Source organism: Sphingomicrobium marinum (assembly GCF_026157105.1).
In the GTDB taxonomy this organism is placed as follows: domain Bacteria; phylum Pseudomonadota; class Alphaproteobacteria; order Sphingomonadales; family Sphingomonadaceae; genus Sphingomicrobium; species Sphingomicrobium marinum.
This window is the reverse complement of the sequence record NZ_JANPVQ010000001.1, coordinates 2196880-2219139: the sequence shown is the minus strand read 5'-3', so window position 1 is coordinate 2219139 and position 22260 is coordinate 2196880. Positions and strand designations below refer to the sequence as shown.

Annotated in this window: 20 protein-coding genes and 1 tRNA gene; 9 read left to right on the top strand and 12 right to left on the bottom strand. The window is 63.3% G+C overall.

The annotated features are described in order from the left end of the window. Positions 1 to 47: 47 nt before the first annotated feature. Positions 48 to 1043 carry an adenosine kinase gene (locus NUX07_RS11340; protein ID WP_265530693.1) on the top strand — a complete coding sequence of 332 codons (996 nt, stop codon included), beginning with the start codon at positions 48 to 50 and terminating at the stop codon, positions 1041 to 1043. On the opposite strand, the gene NUX07_RS11335 is transcribed toward NUX07_RS11340, so the two are convergent. The 3 genes from NUX07_RS11335 to NUX07_RS11325 form a co-directional block, all read right to left on the bottom strand. Then, complete coding sequence (locus tag NUX07_RS11335; RefSeq protein ID WP_265530691.1) at positions 1040 to 2647, bottom strand: amino acid permease; 1608 nt, start codon at positions 2645 to 2647, stop codon at positions 1040 to 1042. The two genes, NUX07_RS11340 and NUX07_RS11335, sit on opposite strands and share 4 nt — an antisense overlap. 92 nt (positions 2648 to 2739) lie before the next feature. Then, positions 2740 to 4161 (bottom strand): sodium-dependent transporter, encoded by a 1422-nt coding sequence (locus NUX07_RS11330; RefSeq protein ID WP_265530690.1) that lies wholly within the window; start codon positions 4159 to 4161, stop codon positions 2740 to 2742. A gap of 50 nt (positions 4162 to 4211) precedes the next feature. Then, positions 4212 to 4589 (bottom strand): histidine triad nucleotide-binding protein, encoded by a 378-nt coding sequence (locus NUX07_RS11325; protein ID WP_265530689.1) that lies wholly within the window; start codon positions 4587 to 4589, stop codon positions 4212 to 4214. 56 nt (positions 4590 to 4645) lie between these two features. Between NUX07_RS11325 and NUX07_RS11320 the strand changes: the two genes are divergently transcribed. Together NUX07_RS11320 and fumC are read left to right on the top strand one after the other, a co-directional pair. Further along, positions 4646 to 5125, top strand: a complete 480-nt coding sequence (locus NUX07_RS11320) for an SspB family protein (RefSeq protein ID WP_265530687.1) — start codon at positions 4646 to 4648, stop codon at positions 5123 to 5125. A 70-nt stretch (positions 5126 to 5195) separates the two neighbouring features. Next, positions 5196 to 6587 (top strand): class II fumarate hydratase, encoded by a 1392-nt coding sequence (fumC, locus tag NUX07_RS11315; RefSeq protein WP_265530686.1) that lies wholly within the window; start codon positions 5196 to 5198, stop codon positions 6585 to 6587. Here the strand turns inward: fumC and NUX07_RS11310 are convergent. Together NUX07_RS11310 and NUX07_RS11305 are read right to left on the bottom strand one after the other, a co-directional pair. Continuing rightward, complete coding sequence (locus NUX07_RS11310) at positions 6584 to 7102, bottom strand: acyloxyacyl hydrolase (protein ID WP_265530685.1); 519 nt, start codon at positions 7100 to 7102, stop codon at positions 6584 to 6586. The two genes, fumC and NUX07_RS11310, sit on opposite strands and share 4 nt — an antisense overlap. Before the next feature lie 44 nt (positions 7103 to 7146). After that, on the bottom strand, positions 7147 to 7314 hold the full coding sequence (locus NUX07_RS11305) for a hypothetical protein (protein WP_265530684.1): 168 nt from the start codon (positions 7312 to 7314) through the stop codon (positions 7147 to 7149). A gap of 186 nt (positions 7315 to 7500) precedes the next feature. On the opposite strand from NUX07_RS11305, the gene acnA reads away from it, so the two are divergent. Beyond that, positions 7501 to 10173 (top strand): aconitate hydratase AcnA, encoded by a 2673-nt coding sequence (gene acnA / locus NUX07_RS11300; protein WP_265530683.1) that lies wholly within the window; start codon positions 7501 to 7503, stop codon positions 10171 to 10173. On the opposite strand, the gene NUX07_RS11295 is transcribed toward acnA, so the two are convergent. Both NUX07_RS11295 and ygfZ read right to left on the bottom strand, forming a co-directional pair. Continuing rightward, a complete protein-coding gene (locus tag NUX07_RS11295) occupies positions 10170 to 12080 on the bottom strand; it encodes a TonB-dependent receptor (RefSeq protein ID WP_265530682.1) in 1911 nt (636 codons plus the stop codon). The two genes, acnA and NUX07_RS11295, sit on opposite strands and share 4 nt — an antisense overlap. Positions 12081 to 12106: 26 nt before the next feature. Beyond that, complete coding sequence (ygfZ, locus tag NUX07_RS11290; RefSeq protein ID WP_265530681.1) at positions 12107 to 12799, bottom strand: CAF17-like 4Fe-4S cluster assembly/insertion protein YgfZ; 693 nt, start codon at positions 12797 to 12799, stop codon at positions 12107 to 12109. Between the two features lie 35 nt (positions 12800 to 12834). On the opposite strand from ygfZ, the gene pyrC reads away from it, so the two are divergent. After that, a complete protein-coding gene (pyrC, locus tag NUX07_RS11285) occupies positions 12835 to 13872 on the top strand; it encodes a dihydroorotase (RefSeq protein WP_265530679.1) in 1038 nt (345 codons plus the stop codon). A gap of 15 nt (positions 13873 to 13887) precedes the next feature. Here the strand turns inward: pyrC and NUX07_RS11280 are convergent, their stop codons facing one another. After that, positions 13888 to 14649, bottom strand: a complete 762-nt coding sequence (locus tag NUX07_RS11280; RefSeq protein WP_265530677.1) for a Crp/Fnr family transcriptional regulator — start codon at positions 14647 to 14649, stop codon at positions 13888 to 13890. A gap of 121 nt (positions 14650 to 14770) precedes the next feature. Here NUX07_RS11280 and NUX07_RS11275 point away from each other — a divergent pair. Then, positions 14771 to 14863 (top strand) — tRNA-Ser (locus NUX07_RS11275). Between the two features lie 181 nt (positions 14864 to 15044). Next, the gene (locus NUX07_RS11270) at positions 15045 to 15416 is read left to right on the top strand and encodes a response regulator (protein ID WP_265530676.1); all 372 of its coding nucleotides are present in this window, start codon (positions 15045 to 15047) and stop codon (positions 15414 to 15416) included. Here the strand turns inward: NUX07_RS11270 and NUX07_RS11265 are convergent. The 4 genes from NUX07_RS11265 to NUX07_RS11250 are packed head-to-tail and all read right to left on the bottom strand — an operon-like array spanning position 15413 to position 19636. Continuing rightward, a complete protein-coding gene (locus NUX07_RS11265; RefSeq protein WP_265530675.1) occupies positions 15413 to 16813 on the bottom strand; it encodes an efflux transporter outer membrane subunit in 1401 nt (466 codons plus the stop codon). The two genes, NUX07_RS11270 and NUX07_RS11265, sit on opposite strands and share 4 nt — an antisense overlap. Next, on the bottom strand, positions 16810 to 17781 hold the full coding sequence (locus NUX07_RS11260; RefSeq protein WP_265530674.1) for an efflux RND transporter periplasmic adaptor subunit: 972 nt from the start codon (positions 17779 to 17781) through the stop codon (positions 16810 to 16812). The genes NUX07_RS11265 and NUX07_RS11260 overlap by 4 nt, the downstream gene beginning before the upstream one ends. After that, complete coding sequence (locus NUX07_RS11255) at positions 17781 to 18506, bottom strand: ABC transporter ATP-binding protein (RefSeq protein WP_265530673.1); 726 nt, start codon at positions 18504 to 18506, stop codon at positions 17781 to 17783. The genes NUX07_RS11260 and NUX07_RS11255 overlap by 1 nt, the downstream gene beginning before the upstream one ends. Next, entirely contained in the window at positions 18503 to 19636 is a 1134-nt protein-coding gene (locus NUX07_RS11250) for an ABC transporter permease (RefSeq protein WP_265530672.1), read from the bottom strand. Before NUX07_RS11250 ends, NUX07_RS11255 begins: the two co-directional genes overlap by 4 nt. Before the next feature lie 112 nt (positions 19637 to 19748). On the opposite strand from NUX07_RS11250, the gene NUX07_RS11245 reads away from it, so the two are divergent. After that, complete coding sequence (locus NUX07_RS11245; protein WP_265530671.1) at positions 19749 to 20351, top strand: TetR/AcrR family transcriptional regulator; 603 nt, start codon at positions 19749 to 19751, stop codon at positions 20349 to 20351. After that, positions 20348 to 21814, top strand: a complete 1467-nt coding sequence (locus NUX07_RS11240) for an FGGY family carbohydrate kinase (protein ID WP_265530670.1) — start codon at positions 20348 to 20350, stop codon at positions 21812 to 21814. The genes NUX07_RS11245 and NUX07_RS11240 overlap by 4 nt, the downstream gene beginning before the upstream one ends. The last annotated feature ends 446 nt before the right edge of the window (positions 21815 to 22260 follow it).

Here is a 22260-nt window from a genome sequence, read left to right as displayed (position 1 = left end):
CTTGGCGGCTAGGCGGCGCGCTTGATCGCAAATGAAGGTATTTTGACGTGACCGACCCTCGCCTTGATGTGCTGTGCATCGGCAATGCCATTGTCGACGTAATCGCGGACGCGACCGATGAATTCCTGGAAAGCCAGGGCCTCAAGAAGGGTTCGATGAACCTGATCGACGCCGAGCGCGCCGAAGAACTGTATGGCCTGATGAACCCGGGCCGCGAAATTTCGGGCGGATCGGCGGGTAATACGGCGGCAGGTATCGCCGCACTGGGCGGCAAGGCGGGCTTTATCGGCCAGGTCAACGACGACCAGCTTGGTCAGATCTACAAGCATGACATCGAGGCCGCGGGCGTCGAATTCCTCGTATCCCCGAGCGTCAATGTCGATCCGACCGCGCGCAGCCTCATCCTGGTGACGCCCGATGCGCAGCGCACCATGAACACCTATCTGGGCGCGGCGCAGCAGCTGCCCGCCGACGCTATCGACAGCGCCACGATCGGGGATGCCGCGATCCTCTATCTCGAGGGTTATCTGTGGGATCCGCCGGGTCCGCGATCGGCGATGGAAAAGGCCATCGATGCGGCGCGCGATGCCGGGCGCAAGGTCGCCTTCACGCTGTCGGACGGGTTCGTAATCGACCGCTACCGGAAAGATTTCAACGCGCTGATCGACGACGGCAGGATCGACATTCTTTTTGCCAACGAGGCCGAGATCAAGGCGCTGACCGGCGAAGACGATTTCGACGAAGCGGTCGATGCCGTCGCACCCAAGGTGCCGGTGCTGGTCGTGACCCGCTCCGAAAAAGGCGCGATCGCGGTCGAAGACGGTCACCGCGCACGTATGCGGGCGGAAAAGATCGAAGAGTTGGTGGACACGACCGGCGCGGGCGACCTGTTTGCCGCAGGCTTTCTTGCCGGCACCGCACGCGGGCTCGACCTTGAAGCGTGCCTTCGCCTCGGCGCCATCGCGGCGGCCGAGGTGATCCAGCATTATGGCGCGCGCCCCGAAGCCGACCTTACCGCGCTGGCCAAGGACGTGCTGGCCTAGCTTTCGGGCGGACGCCGCGGCGGGTCGAGCGGATCGCGTTCATCAACGCCCGGAATGGCGGGCTCGATATCGTGGATTTCGGGCTCGTGCACCTCGATGATGCCGCGTCCCAGATGGCTCTTTCGGTAGCCATAGAGGAAGTAGATCACGATCCCGATCGCGGTCCAGATCGGCAGGACCATCATGGCCTCCGCCGGCAGGTTGAGGAACAGGAAGGCGCAGCCGAAGACGGTCGCCGGTCCAACCAGCCACAGCATCGGTGTGCGGAAGCTTCGCGGCCGATCGGCATCGGTCTTGCGCAGCACCATCACGGCAATGGCGACCATTGCGAAGGCGTAAAGTGTTCCGGCATTGGCGATGTCGGCCAGTTGGCCCACCGGGAAGAACGCGGCGCCGGTGGCAACGACCAGCCCGGTTATCGCGGTGACGACGTGCGGGGTCTTCCACTTGGGGTGAACCTTGGACAGGAATTCGGGCAGCAGGCCATCGCGGCTCATCACGAAAAAGATACGCGTCTGCGCGAACAGGAGCACTAGGATGACCGACGGCAGCGCGAGGAACGCGGCTATGCCCAGCGCATTGCCGATGCCCGAAAAACCGATTTCACGCAGCACGTGGGCAAGCGCTTCATCCGAACAGACGAGCTTGGCGCTATGTGCGGCAAGGGCGCATTGACGCGCCAGTTCTTCCGATCCTGCCGGGAAAGGGATGCCGTTGGGGCCCATGATGGGCTGGCCGCCGATCGTCCCGATCGCGCCCGCCGCCACCAGCACGTAAAAGATCGTGCAGATGAGAAGGCTGCCGACGAGACCGATGGGCACGTTGCGCTGCGGGTTCTTGGTTTCCTCCGCCGCGGTCGAAACGGCATCGAAGCCGACATAGGCGAAGAAGATCGTCGCCGCCGCGCCGACCGCCCCGACCCCCGACCCGAAGCCGCCGAACATGCCGGCCGGCAGGAAAGGGTTGAACCGCGCCATCTCGGCTTGCGGGACGGTGAGGAAGATGAAGACGGTGAGCGCGGAAACCTTGATCGCGACGAGGATGGCGTTGACCTTTGCGCTCTCGCTGGTGCCGATCATCAGCAGCCAGGTGACCAGCAGCGCTATGATCGCCGCAGGCAGGTTGATGAGACCGCCGGGCTGGCCGCCCAACGCAAGCGGCCCTGCCGCCAGCCACTGGGGTAGGTATATACCCATGAACTCGTTCAGAATCGTGCCCGCGAAATAGCCCGACCAGCCGACCGAGACGGCGCTGGCGGCGATGGCATATTCGAGCACCAGCGCCCACCCTACCGTCCAGGCAAGAAACTCGCCCATCGTGGCGTAGCTGTAGGTGTAGGCCGAGCCTGCGACGGGGATCGTCGAGGCGATCTCGGCATAGCAAAGCGCGGCCACCATGCAGACAAGGCCGGCAATGACGAAAGCGAGCATGAGGCCGGGGCCGGCCTTTTGCGCGCCGGCGGCGGTCAGCACGAAGATGCCCGTCCCGATAATGCAGCCGACGCCAAACAGGGTGAGTTGCAACGCACCGAGCGAGCGGTGCAGCGATTTCTTTTCCGCCGTCGCCAGGATGGCGTCGAGCGGCTTCACGCGACCAAGAATCATGCGCGGAAAGCTCCGCCCGCGGCGACCGAGATTGGTCGCCGGGGGCAGCACGATATTAGACCGACTTTCGCGGCCTGCAATCGGGAAAATGCCTAGCCGAGAATGCCCGGGAAGATGCCGACCACGAGGATCGCGATCAGTACGATCGGGCACAGCCATGCGACGAGGAAGCGCCAGATATGGTGCATCGCCCCATCAAGCCCGTTTTCCGCATCGAGCAGGCGACGATCGGCGATCCAACCGACGAAGATGGCGGTGATCAATGCCGCGACCGGCAGCATCACCTTGCCCGTGAGCACGTCGAGCGTGTTGAAGAAATCCTGGCCCTCGAAGAGCGGGATGAAGCCCAGGGGCTCCCAGCCTGCAAAGACCGTCGACGACAGGGCGGCAACCCCGCCCACAAGCAATACGAGCCCGCCAGTGATCATCGTGGTGCGCTGGCGGCCCATCCTGAACTTGTCTAGCGCCCAGCTGGTCGGCGCTTCGAGGAGCGCCACGGCGCTGGTCAGCGCGGCAAAGAACACCATGATGAAGAAGAGAAGGCCGATCAGCGTGCCCGCTGGCATCGTCTGGAAGGCAACCGGCAGCGTCTGGAACATGAGGCCGAGACCCGCGCTGACGTCCAGCCCGGCGGCGAAGACGATCGGGAAAATCGCGAAGCCTGCGAGCAGCGCGACCGAGGTATCCGCGGTGGCGATGATGCCCGAGGTCTTGGCGAGATTGATGTCGCGTCCGGCATAGGCGCCGTAGGTGATCATCATGGCCGAACCAAGCGACAGCGAGAAGAAGGCCTGACCGACCGCCGCCAGCATCACCGGCCCCGTCAGCTTGGACAGGTCGAACGTAAAGAGATATTCCGCGGTGCGCCCGAAGTCGCCCGTGAACAGGCCGTAAATCGTGATGCCCAGGAAGATCAGGAAGAAGATCGGCATCAGCCACGTGGCGACGAATTCGATGCCGCGATTGACGCCGCGCGCGACGAAGAAGATCGTGATGCCGATGAAAACCAGATGCAGGATGACCTGCAGCGATCCATTGGCGAACAGTCCGGGCATCAAGCCCTGCACGTCTTCCGCGCTCCTGCCCTGGAAGGCGCCCGAGAAAAGGCCGCTATTGAAGATCTCGCCGGCAAAGGTGCCGATGTAATAGAGCACCCAGCCGCCGATCACCGAATAGAAACACAGGATCAGGAAGGCCGCGATCATGCCGATCGTGGCAAGGATCGACCAGGCTTCGGAGGCATTGCTGTCCCGCGCCGTCTTGCGCACCGATTGGGGCGCGGCGGCCTGGCCATGACGGCCGATCAGGATTTCCGAAAGCAGCACCGGCAAGCCGATCAGCACGATGCAGAAGATGTAGAAAATGACGAACGCGCCGCCGCCATTGGCGCCGGCTTCTGCAGGGAAGCGAACAAGGTTGCCAAGGCCAACAGCAGAGCCGATGGCAGCCAGGATGAAGGCGGCGCGGCTTGACCAGTTTTCGTGGCCAGGTGCGGCTCCGGTGGTTCCAACCATGTTCAAAATCTCCCTCGGGAAATGCTAAATTTGCGATGGTCTAGCGAGGCTTAGGCCGAAAGCATAGGCCCCAATGGCGCACCGCCGAACAGGTGAACGTGCAGGTGCGGTACCTCTTGACCGCCGCGTTTGCCGATATTGGCGAGCAGCCGGTAGCCTTGCTCGACGCAGCCATTTCCGCGCGCGACCTTGCCGACCAGACGGGTGAAATCGACGATCTCGGCATCGCTCGCCTTGGCCGAAAAATCGTCCCAACTGACATATTTTCCCTTGGGAATGACCAGGATGTGGATCGGCGCCAGCGGGTTGATGTCATGAAAGGCGAGACTGTGCTCGGTTTCGGCGACCTTGTTGCAGGGCAGCTCCCCGCGCACGATTTTGGCGAAGATATTGTCGCTGTCATACGGTAGCGTGGCGTCGATCGGCATGGGCTTCTCCAAGTCTGGTCTTGACCCATGGGGCAGCGGGGTTCACGAGGCAAGCCATGGCCGACGAAACGCCCGAAAGCTTCATCCCTTATGATGAAATCGTGCAGGAAGCGCTGCGTGCGGTGGTCGGCCGTGTGCTGAGCGAAGTTGCGAGCGATGGCGGGCTGCCGGGCCAGCACCACTTCTACATCACCTTTCGCACGCGTTATCCCGGCGTGGAAATTCCCAAGCATCTGATCGAACGCTTTCCCGAGGAAATGACGATCGTGATCCAGCACCGCTTCTGGGACCTCAAGGTAGAGGAAGAGGGCTTCAGCGTGGGATTGAGCTTTGGCGGCGTGCCGTCCAACCTCAACATCCCCTTTGCGGCGGTTACCGATTTCGTCGATCCGGCGGTCGAATTCAGCCTCAAGTTCCAGGCCAACGAGGATGAGGAACCGCACGTCCCCGAAGCCGAACAGGACGACGCGCCCAAGACCGAACCGGTCGAGGACGGGTCGAACGTCGTCTCGGTCGATTTTACCAAAAAGAAGTAGGCTTCGTCTCGACAGCGCTGTGCGTGCGAGTTAGGCGGGCGCCACGTTCATTCGACACCGGAGCACCGTCGTGACCAATAGCCGCACCGAAAGCGATTCCATCGGGAATATCGAGGTTCCTGCCGACGCCTACTGGGGCGCGCAGACCCAGCGTAGCCTGCAGAATTTCCCCTTTGCGGAGCGTGAACGGATGCCGATCGGGCTGGTGCATGCGCAGGCCATCGTCAAACAGGCCGCGGCGCGGGTGAACAAGAAGCACGGGCTCGATGCCAAGATTGCCGATGCGATCGAAGCGGCAGCGCAAGCGGTGACGGCGGGCAAGCATGACGACCAGTTTCCGCTGACGATCTGGCAGACCGGATCGGGCACACAGACCAACATGAACGTCAACGAAGTGCTTGCGGGCATTGCCAACGAGCAACTGGCGGGGACCCGCGGCGGCAAGAGCCCGGTGCATCCCAACGATCATGTCAACATGAGCCAGTCGTCGAACGACAGTTTCCCGACCGCGCTGCACGTATCGACCGCGCTGGCGACGCGCGACGCGTTGCTGCCCGCGCTTGACCAGCTGACCAAGTCGCTTCGGGCAAAGGCCGAGGCGTTCGACCATATCGTCAAGATCGGTCGCACCCACACGCAAGACGCGACGCCGCTGACGCTGGGGCAGGAATTCTCCGGCTACGTCGCGCAGCTGGTCAGCGCGAAGGCGCGGATCGAAGGCGCGCTCAAGGGCAATATCATGAAGCTCGCAATCGGTGGCACCGCGGTGGGCACCGGCCTGAACGCGCCCGAAGAATGGTCGGGCGACATGACGGCAGAAATCTCGGCCATCACCGGCATGGATTTCGAGGACGCGCCCAACAAATTCGAGCAGCTCGCCGCCAAGGACGGAATGGTGTTCTTCCACGGCGCGCTCAACGCGCTCGCGGTCGCGCTAAACAAGATCGCCAACGACATCCGTTTCCTCGGCTCGGGCCCGCGCTCGGGGCTCGGCGAACTCAGCCTGCCGGCAAACGAGCCGGGCAGCTCGATCATGCCGGGCAAGGTCAATCCGACTCAGTGCGAGAGCCTGACGATGGTCGCCGCGCAGGTGATGGGCAACCAGCAGGCCGTCACGATCGGCGGGGCGCAGGGGCATTTCGAACTCAACGTGTTCATGCCGCTGATCGGCGCCAACGTGCTGCGCTCGATCGATCTGATGGCAACGGGCATGGTGAGCTTCGCCGAGCGCTGCGTCGACGGCATCGAGGCCAATGAAGATCGCATCAAGGAACTGGTCGACCGGTCGCTGATGCTGGTGACCGCGCTGGCGCCGGAGATCGGCTACGACAATGCCGCCAAGATCGCCAAATATGCGCACGAAAAAGGCCAGACGCTCAAAGAGGCTGGCCTTGAACTCGGCTTGGTCGACGAAGAGACGTTCGACCGCGTCGTGCGTCCCGAGAATATGCTGGGACGCTAAAAAGCGAGGTTCGCGCGCAGCCCGATCGAATCCATGCCGGGATTCTGCCCGCTGAAAAACTGGCCGTGGCTAAGGTGGATCCAGCTGGCTTCTATCGACAGACTGTCATTGAGACGCGTGCCGATCGATAGTTCGGGTTCGATCAGAATGCGGCTGCCGAACGCGATCTGATCGTCGCCGATGACAAATTGCTCGTCCGAACCGCTATGGATCGCCAGCCCGATGCCGGGGCGTATGTAGATTTCTTCGCCAAATTTGGCGGAGAGGCCCGCTGCGGCGAAATGGGTTTGGCCCGCGCTATGCAGCGATCCGAACACATAAGGCTGGATCGGCGTGCCGAGGATCTTGCCGCCGCGCCATCCGGCCTGGAGATCGATACCGCCCTCGAGGCCGCTTAGGGTCAGCGGCGTTTTGACATCATGCACCAGCAATCCACCGAAAATCTCATCGGCGTGGGCGGGCGTGGAAAAAGCGAGCGTCGCCGCGCCAAGGGCGGCGGTGAGAGCAGTATTCATGTCGTGCCGGTTAAAGCTGCATCGCCGAACCGCGGATGAACGGCTTAGTTGTCCGACAAACCTTCATGCTTTTTCTTGGCACGCGCGAGCGCTTCGTAAGCGAGCGCGAGGTGGCCGGCGACGCGGGCATCGCGGCCGCCGCCTTTGTGCTCCGCCGTGGCGCGGGCTTCGGCGGCGCGCTTGGCGAAAAAGGCTGAATCTCGCTCTTGCATGATCGAACTATAGCATAATTTTCAGTCACTTGCCGTCGACATGGCCCGATTTGAGGGCGATTGGGCGACATCAGGGCGCCATTCGTAGATCATCGAGCCTTTGTAAGCGCGCCCGCATTTGCTAGACGCGCCTCCAAACGGGCCCCCCAGTGCCCGAAAAACGACTCGTATCCTTGAGGAGACCTTATGACCGCCATCGGCCAGGACACGCTCGGCACGCGCTCGACGCTCGACATTGACGGCAAGACTTTCACCTATTTCTCGCTCGCCAAGGCGGCGGAAAAAGTGGGCGACGTTTCGCGCCTGCCTTTCTCGATGAAGGTGCTGCTCGAAAACATGCTGCGCTTCGAGGATGGCGACACGGTCACCACCGATGACGTGCAGGCGATTGCCGACTGGCAGAAGGAAAAGCGTCTCAACCGCGAAATCCAGTATCGCCCCGCGCGCGTGCTGATGCAGGACTTCACCGGCGTTCCCGCCGTGGTCGACCTCGCCGCGATGCGCGATGGCATCAAGGCGCTTGGCGGTGATCCGCAGAAGATCAACCCGCAGGTGCCGGTCCACCTCGTCATCGATCATTCGGTGATGGTCGACGAATTCGGCACGCCGATGGCATTCGAAAAGAATGTCGAGCGCGAATATGAGCGCAACCGGGAGCGCTACGAGTTCCTCAAGTGGGGGTCGACCGCGTTCGACAATTTCAAGGTGGTGCCGCCGGGCACGGGTATCTGCCACCAGGTGAATCTCGAATATATCGCGCAGGGCGTCTGGAGCAGCCAGAGCCCCGCGGGCGACATGATCGCCTATCCCGACACGCTGGTCGGCACCGACAGCCACACGACGATGGTCAATGGTCTGGGCGTGCTCGGCTGGGGTGTTGGCGGTATCGAAGCCGAAGCCGCGATGCTGGGCCAGCCCATTTCGATGCTGGTACCCGAAGTGGTCGGCTTCCGTTTGGACGGCGACCTTGCCGAAGGCGTGACCGCGACCGATCTGGTGCTCACCGTGGTACAGATGCTGCGCGAAAAGGGTGTCGTCGGCCGCTTCGTCGAGTTCTATGGCCCGGGCCTCGATGCGCTGAGCCTCGCCGACCGCGCGACCATCGCCAACATGGCGCCCGAATATGGCGCCACCTGCGGCTTCTTCCCGATTGACGAGCGCACGCTCGACTATATGCGCCTGACCGGCCGCGGCGAGGCGTGCGGCCTCGTGAAAGCCTATTGCCAGGCACAGGGCATGTGGCGCGACAGCTCGACTCCCGATCCGGTGTTCACCGACACGCTCGAACTCGACATGACCAGCGTCATGCCGAGCCTTGCCGGCCCCAAGCGCCCGCAGGACCGCGTGCTGCTGTCCGACATGGCGAGCGAATTCAAGAAGCTGATCGACACGCAATATGATGGCGGCAAGGGCGCGGACGTCCCGGTCGAGGGCGAAGACTATGGCATCACCGACGGAGATGTCGTGATCGCTGCGATCACCAGTTGCACCAACACGTCGAACCCTGACGTGATGATCGCCGCCGGCCTCGTCGCCAAGAAGGCGCGCGAGCTTGGCCTGACGCGCAAGCCGTGGGTGAAAACCTCGCTTGCGCCGGGCAGCCAGGTCGTGACCGACTATCTCGACAAGGCCGGACTCAGCGACGACCTCAATGCCATCGGCTTTGACCTGGTCGGCTATGGCTGCACCACCTGCATCGGCAACTCGGGCCCGCTGCCCGCGCCGATCAGCAAGGCGATCAACGAGCATGACCTCGTCGCCTGCTCGGTGCTGTCGGGCAACCGCAACTTCGAAGGCCGCGTCAGCCAAGACGTGCGCGCCAACTATCTCGCCTCGCCCCCGCTGGTGGTCGCATACGCGCTGCTCGGCAACACGCGCGACGACATCACGACCTGCGCCATCGGGCAGGACAAGAATGGCAAGGACGTCTATCTGAAGGACATCTGGCCGTCGAACGCCGAGATCGAGGCGCTGGTGCGCGATCATGTCAACGAAGACATGTTCCGCAGCCGTTATGCCGACGTCTACAAGGGGGACGAGCGGTGGCAGGCAATCGAGGTATCGGGCGGCGCGACCTACGACTGGCCCGACGGCTCGACCTACATCCAGAACCCGCCTTACTTCCAGGACATGGATCCAACGCCGGGTACGCTCAGCGACATCGTTGGCGCAAAGCCGCTCGCGGTGTTCGGCGACAGCATCACCACAGACCACATTTCGCCCGCGGGCGCGATCAAGGCGGACAGTCCGGCTGGTGCCTATCTGCAGGCCAAGGGTGTCGAGCGCGCCGAATTCAACAGCTATGGCGCGCGCCGCGGCAATCACGAGGTCATGATGCGCGGCACTTTTGCCAACATCCGCATCAAGAACCAGATGCTCGACGATGTCGAAGGCGGCTTCACCAAGGGCCCCAATGGCGATGTGAAACCGATGTACGATGCCGCCATGGCCTATATGAGCCAGGGCACGCCGCTGATCGTGCTGGCCGGCAAGGAATATGGCACGGGTTCATCGCGTGACTGGGCCGCCAAGGGCACGATCCTGCAGGGCGTGCGCGCGGTCATCGTCAAGAGCTTTGAACGCATCCACCGTTCCAACCTGATCGGGATGGGCGTGCTGCCGCTGCAGTTCAAGGATGGCGAAGGCGCCGACACGTTCGGGTTCGACGGCAGCGAGACCTTCACGATCAAGGGCCTTGCCGATCTCAAGCCGCAGCAGGATGTCGAGGTCGAAGCGACCCGCGCTAATGGCGAGACGGTGAACTTCACCGTGACCTGCCGCATCGATACCGGCAACGAGCTCGAATATTTCAAGAACTCGGGAATCCTGCACTACGTGCTGAGGAAACTGGCCGCCTAGTCGATTACGAGGCCGATCCAGAATGTTTGGGGCCGGGCGCGTTCGCGCGTGCCGGCCCCATCTATGTCGGCAAGGATTTCGGCATCGAAAATATTCTCGGCGCGCAAGGATAGGGTAAGCCGGTCGGTGATCGGATAGCGCGCGACGGCGTCAAAGGTAATCGCGTCGTTGAGTTTGACGCTGTTGTCGACTTCGTCGAAGCGTTCACCGGCATAGTGCGCGGTAAGCGCGAACGCGTGGCCGTCATCCTCCCAGCCCGCGGTGGCGCTAGCGCTATGGCGCGGGGTTTGGGCGGGGGTGAGGCCGTCGAGTGCTGCTTCCTCGCCGCTCGCGGTGATGGTCGCATCGGTAAAGGCGTAGCTGGCGCGTAGCTGCCAAGGCCCGGTGCGATAGGCGGCATCGAATTCGACGCCGTAGCTTTCAATGGCATCAAGGTTGCGACGCTGGCTGTAGGTGCCCGGCACGAAGCCGACGCCAGGGAACAGACCCGGGCCGGTGTCGAGCGGGACGTTGGTGACGGGATTTTCAAGCCGTGTCCAAAATGCAGTGGCCGACAGCGTCAATGCGTCGTCGGAAAGGTCGATACCGGCTTCCAGTCCGTTGGCGATCTCGGGCTCGAGCATTGCGTTGGCGGCAAAGGCGTCGCGACCAATGCGGAAGGGGCGGAACAGCTCGTTGAGCGTGGGTAGGCGGAAGCCACGGGTCAGCGCGGCGCGCCCCGTGACGGTCTCTCCGAGCGGGGCGGAAACGCCGAGCCGACCGCTGAAATCGGTGCCGCTGCGGGCATCGAATTGGTCATCGCGGATCTGCGGGCCATCGATATTGGTCTCTTGCAAACCCCCTTCGCCGATCTCCCAGAAATCGAATCGCGCATCGGCTTCGACAAGTGCAGCGCCCAGCGTCGAGTCGGTCTTTGCATAGAGGCCTGCAGTCAGGCTGGAGCCGCCTGCTTCGCGCTGGCGCGTCGGGGTGACGCCCTGGAAGAAATAAAGCTCGTTGGTCTCGCCCTCGACATGACGAATGTCCGCGCCGATGCGCCAGTCAAGCGGGCCCGCGCTGCCTTTATAGGCTGCGGCTGCGCCAAGGCCGGTCGAAGGCACATCGAACTGGTCGAGCACGGGGCGTGTATTGTCGCGCGTGTCGTCGAGCGCGGCAAAGGCGTTTTCGAACTGGCGGTCCTGCCAATATGCGGTCAGCGACCAGTCGTCGCCGACCATGCGCAGCGAGGCATCGACCCCTTGCGCAACATTGTCCGATCCTTCGAAACCGCGTTCGCGCCGATCTTGAAAAGCCGACAGGTTGGCTTGCAGGCTGGCGCCGCCAATCGGCGCGAGAAAGCGCACGCGGCCGGCATATTGTTCGTAAGGCGAGGGTCGGTCGGCAAGGCCGCGATCCTCTTCGACGATAGGGATAAATCCATCGCCCGCCTGGATGCCGCCTGCGAACAGCAGCCGCGCTTGCCCGATGTTGGCGCCGCCGCGCACGTGCGCATCGATGCTGTCGCGGCTGCCGTAAAACAACCCCGCGCCAAGATCGGTGTCGTCAAGCGTGTCGATGGAGACATTGCCAGCAAGCCCGTCGACCCCGCCGCCGCGCGTGACGCGGATGCGATCGATGGCGGCCAGATCGATGCTCGACAGGTTGAGCCAACCGCCGAACGGGTCGGCAAGCGGTACGCCATCGACGGTCAGCGTGACACGCGCGGCGGCATTCCCGCCGAGCCCGCGCAGCGTCAGGCCCTGGCTCGTCGGACTGGCCGAGCGGCCGTCCGAGCGGCGGAAGGCGGCAAGCCCCGCGACGTCGCCCAGCACGTCTTCGAGCCGCCCGCTTGCTGCAAGATCGGTGTCCTCGATAGCGATTTCGTGGTGCGACGGGTCGTCCTCGGCGAGGCCGCGCCCGGTGACCACGATGTCCTGGAAAGCGAGGAGCGAGATCAGGATGGGAGCGCGTCCTTGAGCCAGTCGGGGATCTGCGCATCGTCCGGGATGGAATCGATGCGCGCGTGCACCACAGAACGGTTGAGGTCAGGGTAGGTTGCGCGCGCTTTCTCATGCGCGCCTTCGACCACGAAGAGGCGGCGATTGACCTTGCTTCGCCAGTTCATGCGCGCGGTATTTTCCTGGCCGACGAAGCAGCCTTTCTTGAAATCGACACCATTGAGTTCGCCAGCGTTGGTTTCGAGCCAGAGCAGGTTTTCCAGTTCGGCGCGACCCTCGCACACGCCTAGCGACAGCCGATGCGCGATCCAGCCTTCGGCAGCTTCGGTCGCGGGCGCCAGCCAGCGCTTGCCGAGGGCGGGGTGGCGCGGATCCTGACTGCCCTCGTCGCCATTGCGCGACCAGTGAACGGCGAGGCTCTCGTCGCGCTCGATCGTGATCGGGCGGCGCAGGCGATAAAGGGTGAGGCGTTTGGCGAGGTCATCTGCGGCATCCGCCTCGCAATCGAGCATTCGGTCCTCGCCGTCGGCCCACACGATGAAGTCGAACAGGCACTTTCCTTGCGGCGTCAGCAGGCCGGCCCAGACGGGCAGATCGGCTGCGACATTGTTGGTCACGAGGCCTTGCAGGAAGTCGGTCACGCCCTCGCCCGACAGGCGGAGAACGGCGCGGTCAGTCAGTGTCGTCATGCTGCTTGAGCTAGGGAGCGGCCCGCCCTAAGGCAATGGCCATGCAGCTCATCATCCGCCGCCCCGACGACTGGCACCTCCATTTTCGCGACGGCGCGATGATGGAGCGGGTCGTGCCTTTCACCGCGCGCCAGTTCGAACGCGCCATCGTGATGCCCAACCTTGTGCCCCCGGTGACGAGCATCCATGCGGCGCGCGAATATCGAAAGCGGATCATGGCCGCGGTGCCTGACGGCATGAGCTTCACGCCGCTGATGACCGCTTACCTGACCGACAATATTTCGGCTGACGAAGTGGAGACCGGCCACCGCGACGGCGTGTGGACAGCGGCCAAGCTTTACCCGGCAGGCGCGACGACCAATTCGGACAGCGCCGTTACCGATGTCGCCAATCTGCACGGTGTGCTCGACCGCATGGAGGCGATCGGTATGCCGCTTTGCGTCCACGGCGAAGTCACGGGCAGCGATGTCGACGTGTTCGACCGCGAGGCACGCTTCATCGACGAGATATTGCTGCCGCTGATCGCCATCTTCCCCGATCTCAAGGTGGTCTTTGAACATATCACGACCAAGGACGCGGTCGATTTCGTGCTGTCGGCACCTGCCAACGTGGCCGCCACGATCACGCCCCAGCACCTCATGCTCAACCGCAACGCGCTGTTTGAAGGGGGCCTGCGGCCGCATGCCTATTGCCTGCCGGTAGTGAAGCGCGAGAGGCATCGGCTCGCGGTGCGCGCCGCGGCGACGTCGGGCGATCCCAAATTCTTTCTTGGCACTGACAGCGCCCCGCACCCGCGTCATGCCAAGGAAAGCGCCTGCGGCTGCGCCGGCATCTTCAATGCCCCGCATGCGCTTGAATGCTATGCGCAGGTATTCGAGGAGGAAGGCGTGCTCGACCGGCTCGAAGGATTTGCCAGCGAGCATGGCCCGGCATTTTACGGACTGCCGCTCAACGAGGGCACGGTGACGCTCGAAAAGGTCGACAATGTCATCCCTGATATGATCGAAAATGGTGATGATCCGCTGGTGCCGTTCCGGGCTGGGCAAACCATTCCCTGGAAATTCGTCGGCTAGCTGACGCGGCGGCGGTTAATCCGCACAGTCTGAGATCCAATGCGCCTCGGTGCCGCCCAGCACGGCGGCGCGATGCCTTTCCACGCGTCCATAGCAGTCGCAGGTGCGCTCGCGCAGCTTGTCGACATCGCGGATTTCGACGCGGCCGCGGCGATATTCGATCAGGCCCTCGTGTTGCAGCTGCTTGGCCGCAGCGTTGACCGTGGTGCGCTGCACGCCCAGCAAGCTGGCCAGCGCTTCCTGCGTCAGGGCGAGGCTGTCTCCTGCACGATCGCGCGCGGTCAGCAACCAGCGCGCGGCGCGGGCCTCGATGGGGTGAAACGCGTTGCAGGCAACAGACTGCATCACTTGGGCGAGCAGGTAATCGGCGTAGCGGCAATAGAGTTCGCGCAAGAAGCGGCTCGATTGCTTGGCATCTTCGATTGTTTGGAGTGGCAGGCGCATTGCGCGGCCACCGACCTGCACCTCGGCGCGCGTGAAGGCGGGGAGGTCGCCGCAACTGACGATCCCGCCGATGGCGCCCTCCTGGCCGATCGAAGCCGCTTCGACGCGGCGATTGTCATCGAGTTCGATGATCAGGGAGATGACCGTCGGCGCGAGCGGGAAATAGGTATATTTGATCGTATCGCCTGCGCTGAACAGCACGTCGCCCGCTTCCAGCGTCACGAAGGTCGCATCCTTGCGCATCTTATCGGCAAGCGCCTCGGGAAAAACGGCCAACAGGCCGTTATCTTCGAAACTGTCATCCATGACGGTATCGTCAGGCGAATAGGGCATTGTTACGCCTCCCGGGCGAGTTTGCGGCTGTGTCGGGTGCTGAACGCACGGCGAATGACAAAAGCTCCCCATTGAACCTTGGTCAAACCTTCGCTAGTGGGTCGCCCCTAGCCAAGGCACCGGAGACGTGGGTGAGTGGCTGAAACCACCGCTTTGCTAAAGCGGCATACGGGTAATCCCCGTATCGAGGGTTCGAATCCCTCCGTCTCCGCCAGCCGCAAATAAGCCGCCGCAAGGCGGTTTTTTTGTTTCCGTCGCGCATTTCGCATTGCGGGCGGGAACCGTTTCCGTAGGCGGCGTGTTCTTATTCTTTGGAGCGCATTCCGGGGTACGCGTCGCGCTGCAGGTTGAGGCGAATACAGGGGGCCGATATCAGCACAGTGAATGGCGTTGCCATGACTAATGACCATCCCAACACGATTATGGTCGTCGAAGACGAATTCGTCATCGCGATGGATTTGCAGCACATGCTCGAAGATGAAGGCTACGAGGTGCTCGGCCCGCACGTCAGTGTGAGCGAAGCGCTGTGCGACCTTGCCGATGACTTGCGCATGCCCGACGCGGCCGTTCTCGATGTGCAGCTGGATGGCGAAGACGTGATGTTGCTGGCCGAACAGTTGCGGCTCAGGAACATCCCGATCGTGTTTCACAGCGGCCATGCCAAACCCGAAGATCTCGAGAAGCGTTTCCCGGGGTCGTTTTTTTGCGCCAAGCCGTGCAGCGCCGAACGTCTGACCCAGACGATCGCGCGGGCGACCCAGACCTAATCGAGCGCGCTGCCACCAAGCGCCTGCCACAATAAAAGGCGTGCGCGCTGTGCCCGTCCCCGGGCGGCAGCCGCGCGGTCGCCGCTGGCATCGGCTGCGCGGCGGGCTTCAAGAGCGCTAAGGAAATTGTCGAGACCGGCGCGGTAGCGTGTTTCCGCCAGCGTTGCGGCGCGCGCCGCCAGCGCCGCTTCTTCGCGCGCGGCGGCGGCTTGGGCATCGGTAGCGGCAATCAGCGCATAGGCACTCTCCGCATCGCCGAGCGCGGTGAACACGGCATCGCGATACTGCTGGAACGCCTGCAATGTCTGGCCCTCCGCGGCATCGATGGCAGCTTCGATGCGCCCGAAATCGAGCAACGGCCCGGCGATGCCGGCGGCCGCGTTACCAATGACGCTGTCGGCATCGAAGATGTCACCGAGCGCAAAGGCGAGCAGGCCAATACCGGCAGAAAGGTTGAGCCGCGGGAATCGATGTGCTGCGGCAACGGCTACCTCCGCATCGGCAGCCATAAGGCGGTATGATGCGGCAACGATGTCGGGACGCGCGATGAGCAGCGTGGAGGGAAGCGCTGCCGGGGCGGGGGAAAGCGCGGATTGCTCGGCATCGACCGCGAGCGCGGCGCGAATGTCGTCGGCTGGCAGCGCGGTCAAGGCGACGAGGCGTCCGATGATGCGTGCGCGTTCGCTGGCAAGTGCGGCGATGCGCGAGCGGCTGGCAGCGGCCTGCGCTTGCGCACGGATACGATCAGCGCCCGGCGCGATGCCGGCATTTTCGCGGACGCCGGCAAGACGGGCAATCGCAGCTGCGCTTTCAAGATCGGCGGCCAATGCCGCTTCGCGCGCGGCGAGCGTGCGCCAGTCGATCACGGCGCCGCCAATCTCCGAGACCAGGGCAAGCCGCACGGCGGCGGCATCGGCGCTGGCCGCATCGAGGCGCGCCTCGGCGGCCCGCTCGGATGCGCGTAGCGCGCCGAACAGGTCGGCGTCCCAACGCGCGGTCAGATTGGCCGAATAGGAAACGCGCTCGGTGTCGAAAGCGGCCCCTGGCGGCAGGTCGGCGCCGAACTGGTCGGGATTGGTGCGCGCGGCGCCTAACCCGGCATCATAGCCGATTGCAGGCATCCGCTCCGCGCCGGCCCGGGCGGCACCGGCGCGGGCGATATCAATGCGCGCAAGCGCGGCCCCCAGTGTGGGCGATCGGGCCAGCGCTGAACGAGCTAACGCGTCGAATGCTGGATCGTCGGGGAGAAGGTCGGCGACGTCAGCCTCGGCCGACGCATTATCAGCGAACGTAAAGGCTTGCGGCAAAGTGACATCACTCGCGTTGGGGAGATCTCCCGGGCCCGCGGCACAAGCGCCGAGCGCCAGCGTCAATGCAGCAGCGTATAGCGGCTTCATTGGCCCGGTTCCTCGGCCGCGATGAATGCGTCCACCTGCTGCCCAACGCGGAATGAAGCGGGGGCGTCTTGCGGCAGGCGGTAGATCAGTTGCAGCACGCGCACGTCGACCCGCTCACTGGCCGAATTCGTCAGGCTCTGCTTGGGAACGACGAGTGGTTCGGCGCGCACGAAAGCGGCTTCGACGCGTTGCTGGGCACCGCCGCGCGGCGACACGATCGCGGGTGCCCCCATCTTCAGGCGAACCGCTTCGTCCTCGTCGACGTCGATACGAACGTGGAGCGGATTGGTCTCGCCCATGCGGATATAGGGACCGCCGCCGCCGGGGCCGGCATTGACCAATTCGCCGGGACGCACGTCGACGCGCAGGATTTCGCCCGAGATGGGTGCGCGGACGATGGCGCGATCGGATTCGGTTTGCGCGCTGTTCAACGCTGCTCGGGCGGCGCGTAACTCGGCCTCGGCGAGTTGGCGGCGCGAGCGCGCGGCGCTGGCATTGCCCTCGGCGTTGATGATTTCGGCGCGGCTGACGGCAAGCGGGTCATCGATGTTGCGATACAAAGCGAGCTGGCGCTGCGCCGTGCTCTCCGCAGCGCGCGCTTCGGCAATGGCGGCCTCGGCGCGGACGATCGCAGCGCGTGCTTCGGTCACCCGGGCCTGGAGATTGCGCGTGTCGACGCGGAACAGCGGCTGGCCCTTGGTGACGCGTTCGCCCGGCGCCACGAAAACGGTGTTTACGAGCCCGCCAATCGCGGTGCCGATCTCGATGACTTCGCTCGATGGTTCGACGACCCCGGATCCCGCCACGCGCGGCTGGCTGGCAAGTTCGCCATCGACACGCGCTGGAGTCTCCTCGGCCTCGGCCTGGCTGCGGTCGGGCGCCTGGATGACGATGAAAAATACTGCGACCAATATGCCGATCAGGGCAAGCGCGGGCAGGACTTGGCGGGAAAAGCTGAGTTGGGGCATTATTCATCCTCCGGCATGTCGGTGCCGTCATGGGTGATCCGTCCGTCCTCGAGGACGAGGATCCGGTCCGCGAGATCGAACACGCGGTTGTCGTGGGTAACGATGATGCAGGCACGGTCTTCGGCGACCGCCACTTCGCGCAGCAGGTCCATTACGCGGCGGCCCGACTTGGCATCGAGCGCCGCGGTGGGCTCGTCGCACACGACGAGCGCAGGTTCGTGAACTAGGGCGCGGGCGATGGCGACGCGCTGCTGCTGGCCGCCTGAAAGCTGGCTGGGAAGTTTGTCGACTTGATCGCCCATGTTGAGCTTTTCGAGCATCGCAATGCCGTGCTGGCGCGCTTCGAGGCGATCCATGCCCTGCGCGATCAGCGGCACCGCGGCATTGGACGCCGCGTCAATCGTGGGGATCAGGTTATACTGCTGGAAAATAAAGCCGATATTGTTGAGCCGGAAGTCGACCAGCTGGCGATCGGTCAGGCTGTAAATGTCGGTGCCGAATACCTTGACCTCGCCTTCGGTGGGCCAGAGGATCCCGCACATGATCGAGATCAGCGTCGTCTTGCCCGACCCGGATTCGCCGACGACGTAGGTCAGCTCGCCCTTGCGAATATCGACGTCGATGCCGTGGAGGACACGAAGGGTTTGCTCGCCCGCCGTGAAGTCGCGCGTGATGCCGCGAGCGCAAATGGCGGTCGCACCCGCAGTAGTGATATTCGCGCTCATCTGAACACCGCCGCAGGTTCGGTCTTGAGCACCCCGCGCAGCGCGACATAGGCGGTGACCGAGATGATGACCGCGACGGACACCAGACTGAGGACGGGGATCCACCAGGGTGTGTAGAAGCCCTTGAAGGTGGGATCGTCGAATATTTCGAAGAAGAGTGTCGCGCCAAGAACACCGAACGCATAGCCGATGAAGCCGACCAGTAGCGCTTGGGCGGCGACCATGCGGGCAATCTTGCCGTTATGCACGCCGATCGCCTTGAGCGCGCCGAATTGCTTGACATTGTCGCGGATGAAGAGGCTGAAGGTCAGCCCGACGATAGCGATGCCGACAATGAAACCGAGCAGTACGGTGATCCCGAAGTTCAGCGGGATGCCGGTATTCTCGATGATGAAGTCGATACCGTCCTGCGCAAATTCATCGCGCGTGCGCGCGCGCAGCCCGGTCTGCGCTTCGATGCGGTCGGTGAGCGCGTCGAGATCCTCGCCGTCGCTGGCCTTGACCAGGATGAAGCTGAGCCGGTTGCGCTGCCCCGGCACATAGGCGAGCGCATTGGAGTAGCGCGTCGTGAGGGTGACCTGGCTGGTGAAGGTGGGCGTGCTGTCGGTCACGCCGCGGATCACCGCGCGCCGGTCATTGAGTTCGAGGCGTGCGCCGATAAAGTCTTCGCCGGGCGGAAAGAGGCGGGTAGCGCCGACATCGTCGATGAAGACGCTGTCTGGCGCCGCGAGCGATGCGCGGTCGCCCTCGATCATGTTCTCGGGCAGGCCGATCAGGGTGGTGTCGTCGACTCCGACGACGGTGACACCTTCAAGATCGCCTTCGGGCGTGCGGATCGCCGCCGAGCTGCGCATATGCGGCACCGCCCATTTCACACCGGGGACGCCGCGCACCTTTTCGAGCGCGGTCGCGGGCATCGGGTAGGCGACGTCGGACGTGCGGCTGACTTTGTCCATCACCCAGATGTCGTTGGTCTTGATGTCGTAGACGGCGCTCGCACCGCGTTCGAGCAGATTGATAAAAATCGAAAGCTGCTGCGTGATGAGGAGCGTTGAGAACGCGATGCCGAACACCAGCCCGAAGAATTTCTGCCTGTCGCCGGTGAGCATTCTGATGGCGATCCAGAGCATGGGCGAAAGCGGTTCCTTGCGCTACAACGAGTTCAGGGCTAGTAAATGAACGCTGGCGTTTAAGTGAACGCACTCGTTCATAGTGTCAAGGGCTATCGTGTCGAAAACCATCGTGAGACCATCCAGCGAAGCGAAGCGCCAGGCGATCCTGGCGGCTGCCAGCAAGGCATTTTTCGATGTCGGCTACGAGGCGACTTCGATCGAGGGTATCGCCGAGGATGCGGGCGTGTCGAAGGTCACCGTCTACAATTATTTCGGCGGGAAACCCGGACTCTTTAGCGCTGCTGTCGATCATGAATGCAGCAATATGAAGCAGCATATGCAGATCGATCCGTCGCTTCCGCGGCGACCGATTCGCGAGCAGCTCGAGATGCTCGGTAACGCCTTCCACGACTTTGTCAGCCGCGACGAGATCGTCCGCTTCGACCGGCGGATCGCCGCGGAATCGGATCGTGATCCCTCGATCGGCGACACGTTCATGGACGCCGGACCGCGGCCGATGTGCGTGCATATGGCGGGGCTCATCGAAGCCGCGGCGGATGCCGGGGAGATCGCGGTTGACGATCCGATGCTCGCGGCGGAGCAATTCGTGTCGATGTGCAAGGGCTTTGGCGAATTGGAGCGGCGCTTTTGCGGCAAGAGCGACCCCGCGCGCGACCGCGAGCGAATTGCCGGCGCGATCGACGTCTTCATGAAAGCATACGGTAAAGAATGAAGATCCTCGTCCTCGACGAAGGCACCAGCTCGACGCGGGCGCTGCTGTTCGACGAGACAGGCCTGATCATCGATAGCGAACAGCAGCCGGTGCAGTGCGTCTATCCGCGCCCGGGGTGGGTCGAACAGGATGCGAATGCGATCTGGGAGGCCACGGAAAGCGTCGCTGCTAAAGTCATCGACCGGGCGGGCGGCGCGGCGGCCATCGCGGCCATCGGCATCACCAACCAGCGCGAAACCGTGGTGGCGTGGGACAGGGAAACGGGCCGGCCGCTGGCACCGGCGATCGTCTGGCAGGATCGCCGCACGGCAAAGGCCTGCCAGCTATTGCGAGACGGCGGGCATGAGGAACTGGTGCAGGAGCGCAGCGGCCTGCTGCTCGATCCCTATTTCAGCGCCTCCAAGATGCGCTGGTTGCTGGACCACGAAGTTGCCGTCGCCGATGCCGCGGCGCGCGGGGTGCTGGCCTTCGGGACGATCGATTGCTGGCTGCGCTTCAAGCTGATGGGCCGGTTCGAGACCGATGCGAGCAACGCCAGCCGGACCGCATTGATGGCGCTCGAGACATCGCAATGGGACGATGATCTTTGCGCCCTATTCGACGTGCCGCGTTCCGCGCTGCCCGACATTACCGACATGGCCGGTGACCTCGGGTCGTGCGACTTCTTTGGCGAACCCATCCGCGTGGCGGCATCGGTTGGCGACCAGCAGGCCGCGACACTTGGCCAGGCCTGTGTCGGACCGGGTATGGCAAAGGCAACGTTCGGCACCGGCCTGTTCGCGTTGGCCTCGACCGGTGGAAGGCGGCCCAACAGCGACCATCGGCTGCTGGCGACACTGCTCTACCAGCAGGGTGATGCGAGACTTTATGCCCTCGAAGGATCCGTCTTCGTGGCTGGCAGCCTCGTCCAGTGGCTGCGCGATATGGCTGGACTGGTCGGTAGTGCGCAGGAAACGGAAACTCTTGCGCGCAGCGTCGAGGATAATGGCGGCGTCACCATCATCCCGGCATTCACCGGATTGGGGGCGCCGCACTGGCGCGCCGACCTCACAGGGTCGATCCATGGCCTGACCTTCGGGGTGACGCGGGCCCACTTGGTGCGCGCCGCGCTGGAAGCGGTGGTGCACAGCGCCGTCGACCTTGCCGAAGCCTTTGCCGCCGATGGCGCGCCGTGGCGCGAGCTCAAGGTCGATGGCGGCATGATCGCCAACGACTGGCTGGCGCAGGATCTGGCCGATATCAGCGGCGCCACCGTCTCGCGACCCGAAAATGTCGAGAGTACGGCGCGCGGCGCGGCGATCCTGGCAGCGGTCGGTGTGGGTCTTCACGAAACCCTCGAACGGGCGATCGAGACCATGTTGCCAAGCTTCGAATGCTTCAAACCCGCGATTGCAGAAGAGCACCGCAAAAGGCGCCGCGCGCAGTGGCGTCATCGGCTGCTGGCAGCGCTTCAAAGCGTCTGAGCGACTCGGCTAGCGACTCGCCAGCCAGTGCGAGTCGTTAGGTTTACAGATTGCGGGAATTGCCGATTTGTGTCGTTTCGGGACGCTGCTCGCGAAGATTTTTTACGCATAGTTAACGAGCGCGAGGGGCAGTCGAAATCATGTCGAAAGTCACCGAAGAGGGTTAACATAGGTGAAACTTTGAAAATTTGATTTAACTGAGACTTAATTCTATGAGTAAGTGGTCCTTACTTCTTGAGTATTACTAACAATAGGACGCAAAAACCTCCATTTCGGCTTCTCTAATATAGAGGATGACTGTTATCGTGTAACGTATTCAACAACTACTACTCCAAACCTTAACGTCTTTTAGATGAGGCTTTTCACCAGTTTTGGGGCCGTCACCACTTCGGGTCATCGCGTTCCATTTGCAATTTCTCAAAAGCACGTGTTTCTTGTCTCCAGAA

Bases quoted from the DNA above. Each gene is read 5' to 3' on its own strand.
- NUX07_RS11335 (WP_265530691.1), bottom strand. From the start codon at position 2,647: ATGATTCTTGGTCGCGTGAAGCCGCTCGACGCCATCCTGGCGACGGCG.
- NUX07_RS11330 (WP_265530690.1), bottom strand. From the start codon at position 4,161: ATGGTTGGAACCACCGGAGCCGCACCTGGCCACGAAAACTGGTCAAGC.
- NUX07_RS11325 (WP_265530689.1), bottom strand. From the start codon at position 4,589: ATGCCGATCGACGCCACGCTACCGTATGACAGCGACAATATCTTCGCC.
- NUX07_RS11320 (WP_265530687.1), top strand. From the start codon at position 4,646: ATGGCCGACGAAACGCCCGAAAGCTTCATCCCTTATGATGAAATCGTG.
- NUX07_RS11310 (WP_265530685.1), bottom strand. From the start codon at position 7,102: ATGAATACTGCTCTCACCGCCGCCCTTGGCGCGGCGACGCTCGCTTTT.
- NUX07_RS11305 (WP_265530684.1), bottom strand. From the start codon at position 7,314: ATGCAAGAGCGAGATTCAGCCTTTTTCGCCAAGCGCGCCGCCGAAGCC.
- acnA (WP_265530683.1), top strand. From the start codon at position 7,501: ATGACCGCCATCGGCCAGGACACGCTCGGCACGCGCTCGACGCTCGAC.
- ygfZ (WP_265530681.1), bottom strand. From the start codon at position 12,799: ATGACGACACTGACTGACCGCGCCGTTCTCCGCCTGTCGGGCGAGGGC.
- pyrC (WP_265530679.1), top strand. From the start codon at position 12,835: ATGGCCATGCAGCTCATCATCCGCCGCCCCGACGACTGGCACCTCCAT.
- NUX07_RS11280 (WP_265530677.1), bottom strand. From the start codon at position 14,649: ATGCCCTATTCGCCTGACGATACCGTCATGGATGACAGTTTCGAAGAT.
- NUX07_RS11270 (WP_265530676.1), top strand. From the start codon at position 15,045: ATGACTAATGACCATCCCAACACGATTATGGTCGTCGAAGACGAATTC.
- NUX07_RS11265 (WP_265530675.1), bottom strand. From the start codon at position 16,813: ATGAAGCCGCTATACGCTGCTGCATTGACGCTGGCGCTCGGCGCTTGT.
- NUX07_RS11260 (WP_265530674.1), bottom strand. From the start codon at position 17,781: ATGCCCCAACTCAGCTTTTCCCGCCAAGTCCTGCCCGCGCTTGCCCTG.
- NUX07_RS11255 (WP_265530673.1), bottom strand. From the start codon at position 18,506: ATGAGCGCGAATATCACTACTGCGGGTGCGACCGCCATTTGCGCTCGC.
- NUX07_RS11250 (WP_265530672.1), bottom strand. From the start codon at position 19,636: ATGCTCTGGATCGCCATCAGAATGCTCACCGGCGACAGGCAGAAATTC.
- NUX07_RS11240 (WP_265530670.1), top strand. From the start codon at position 20,348: ATGAAGATCCTCGTCCTCGACGAAGGCACCAGCTCGACGCGGGCGCTG.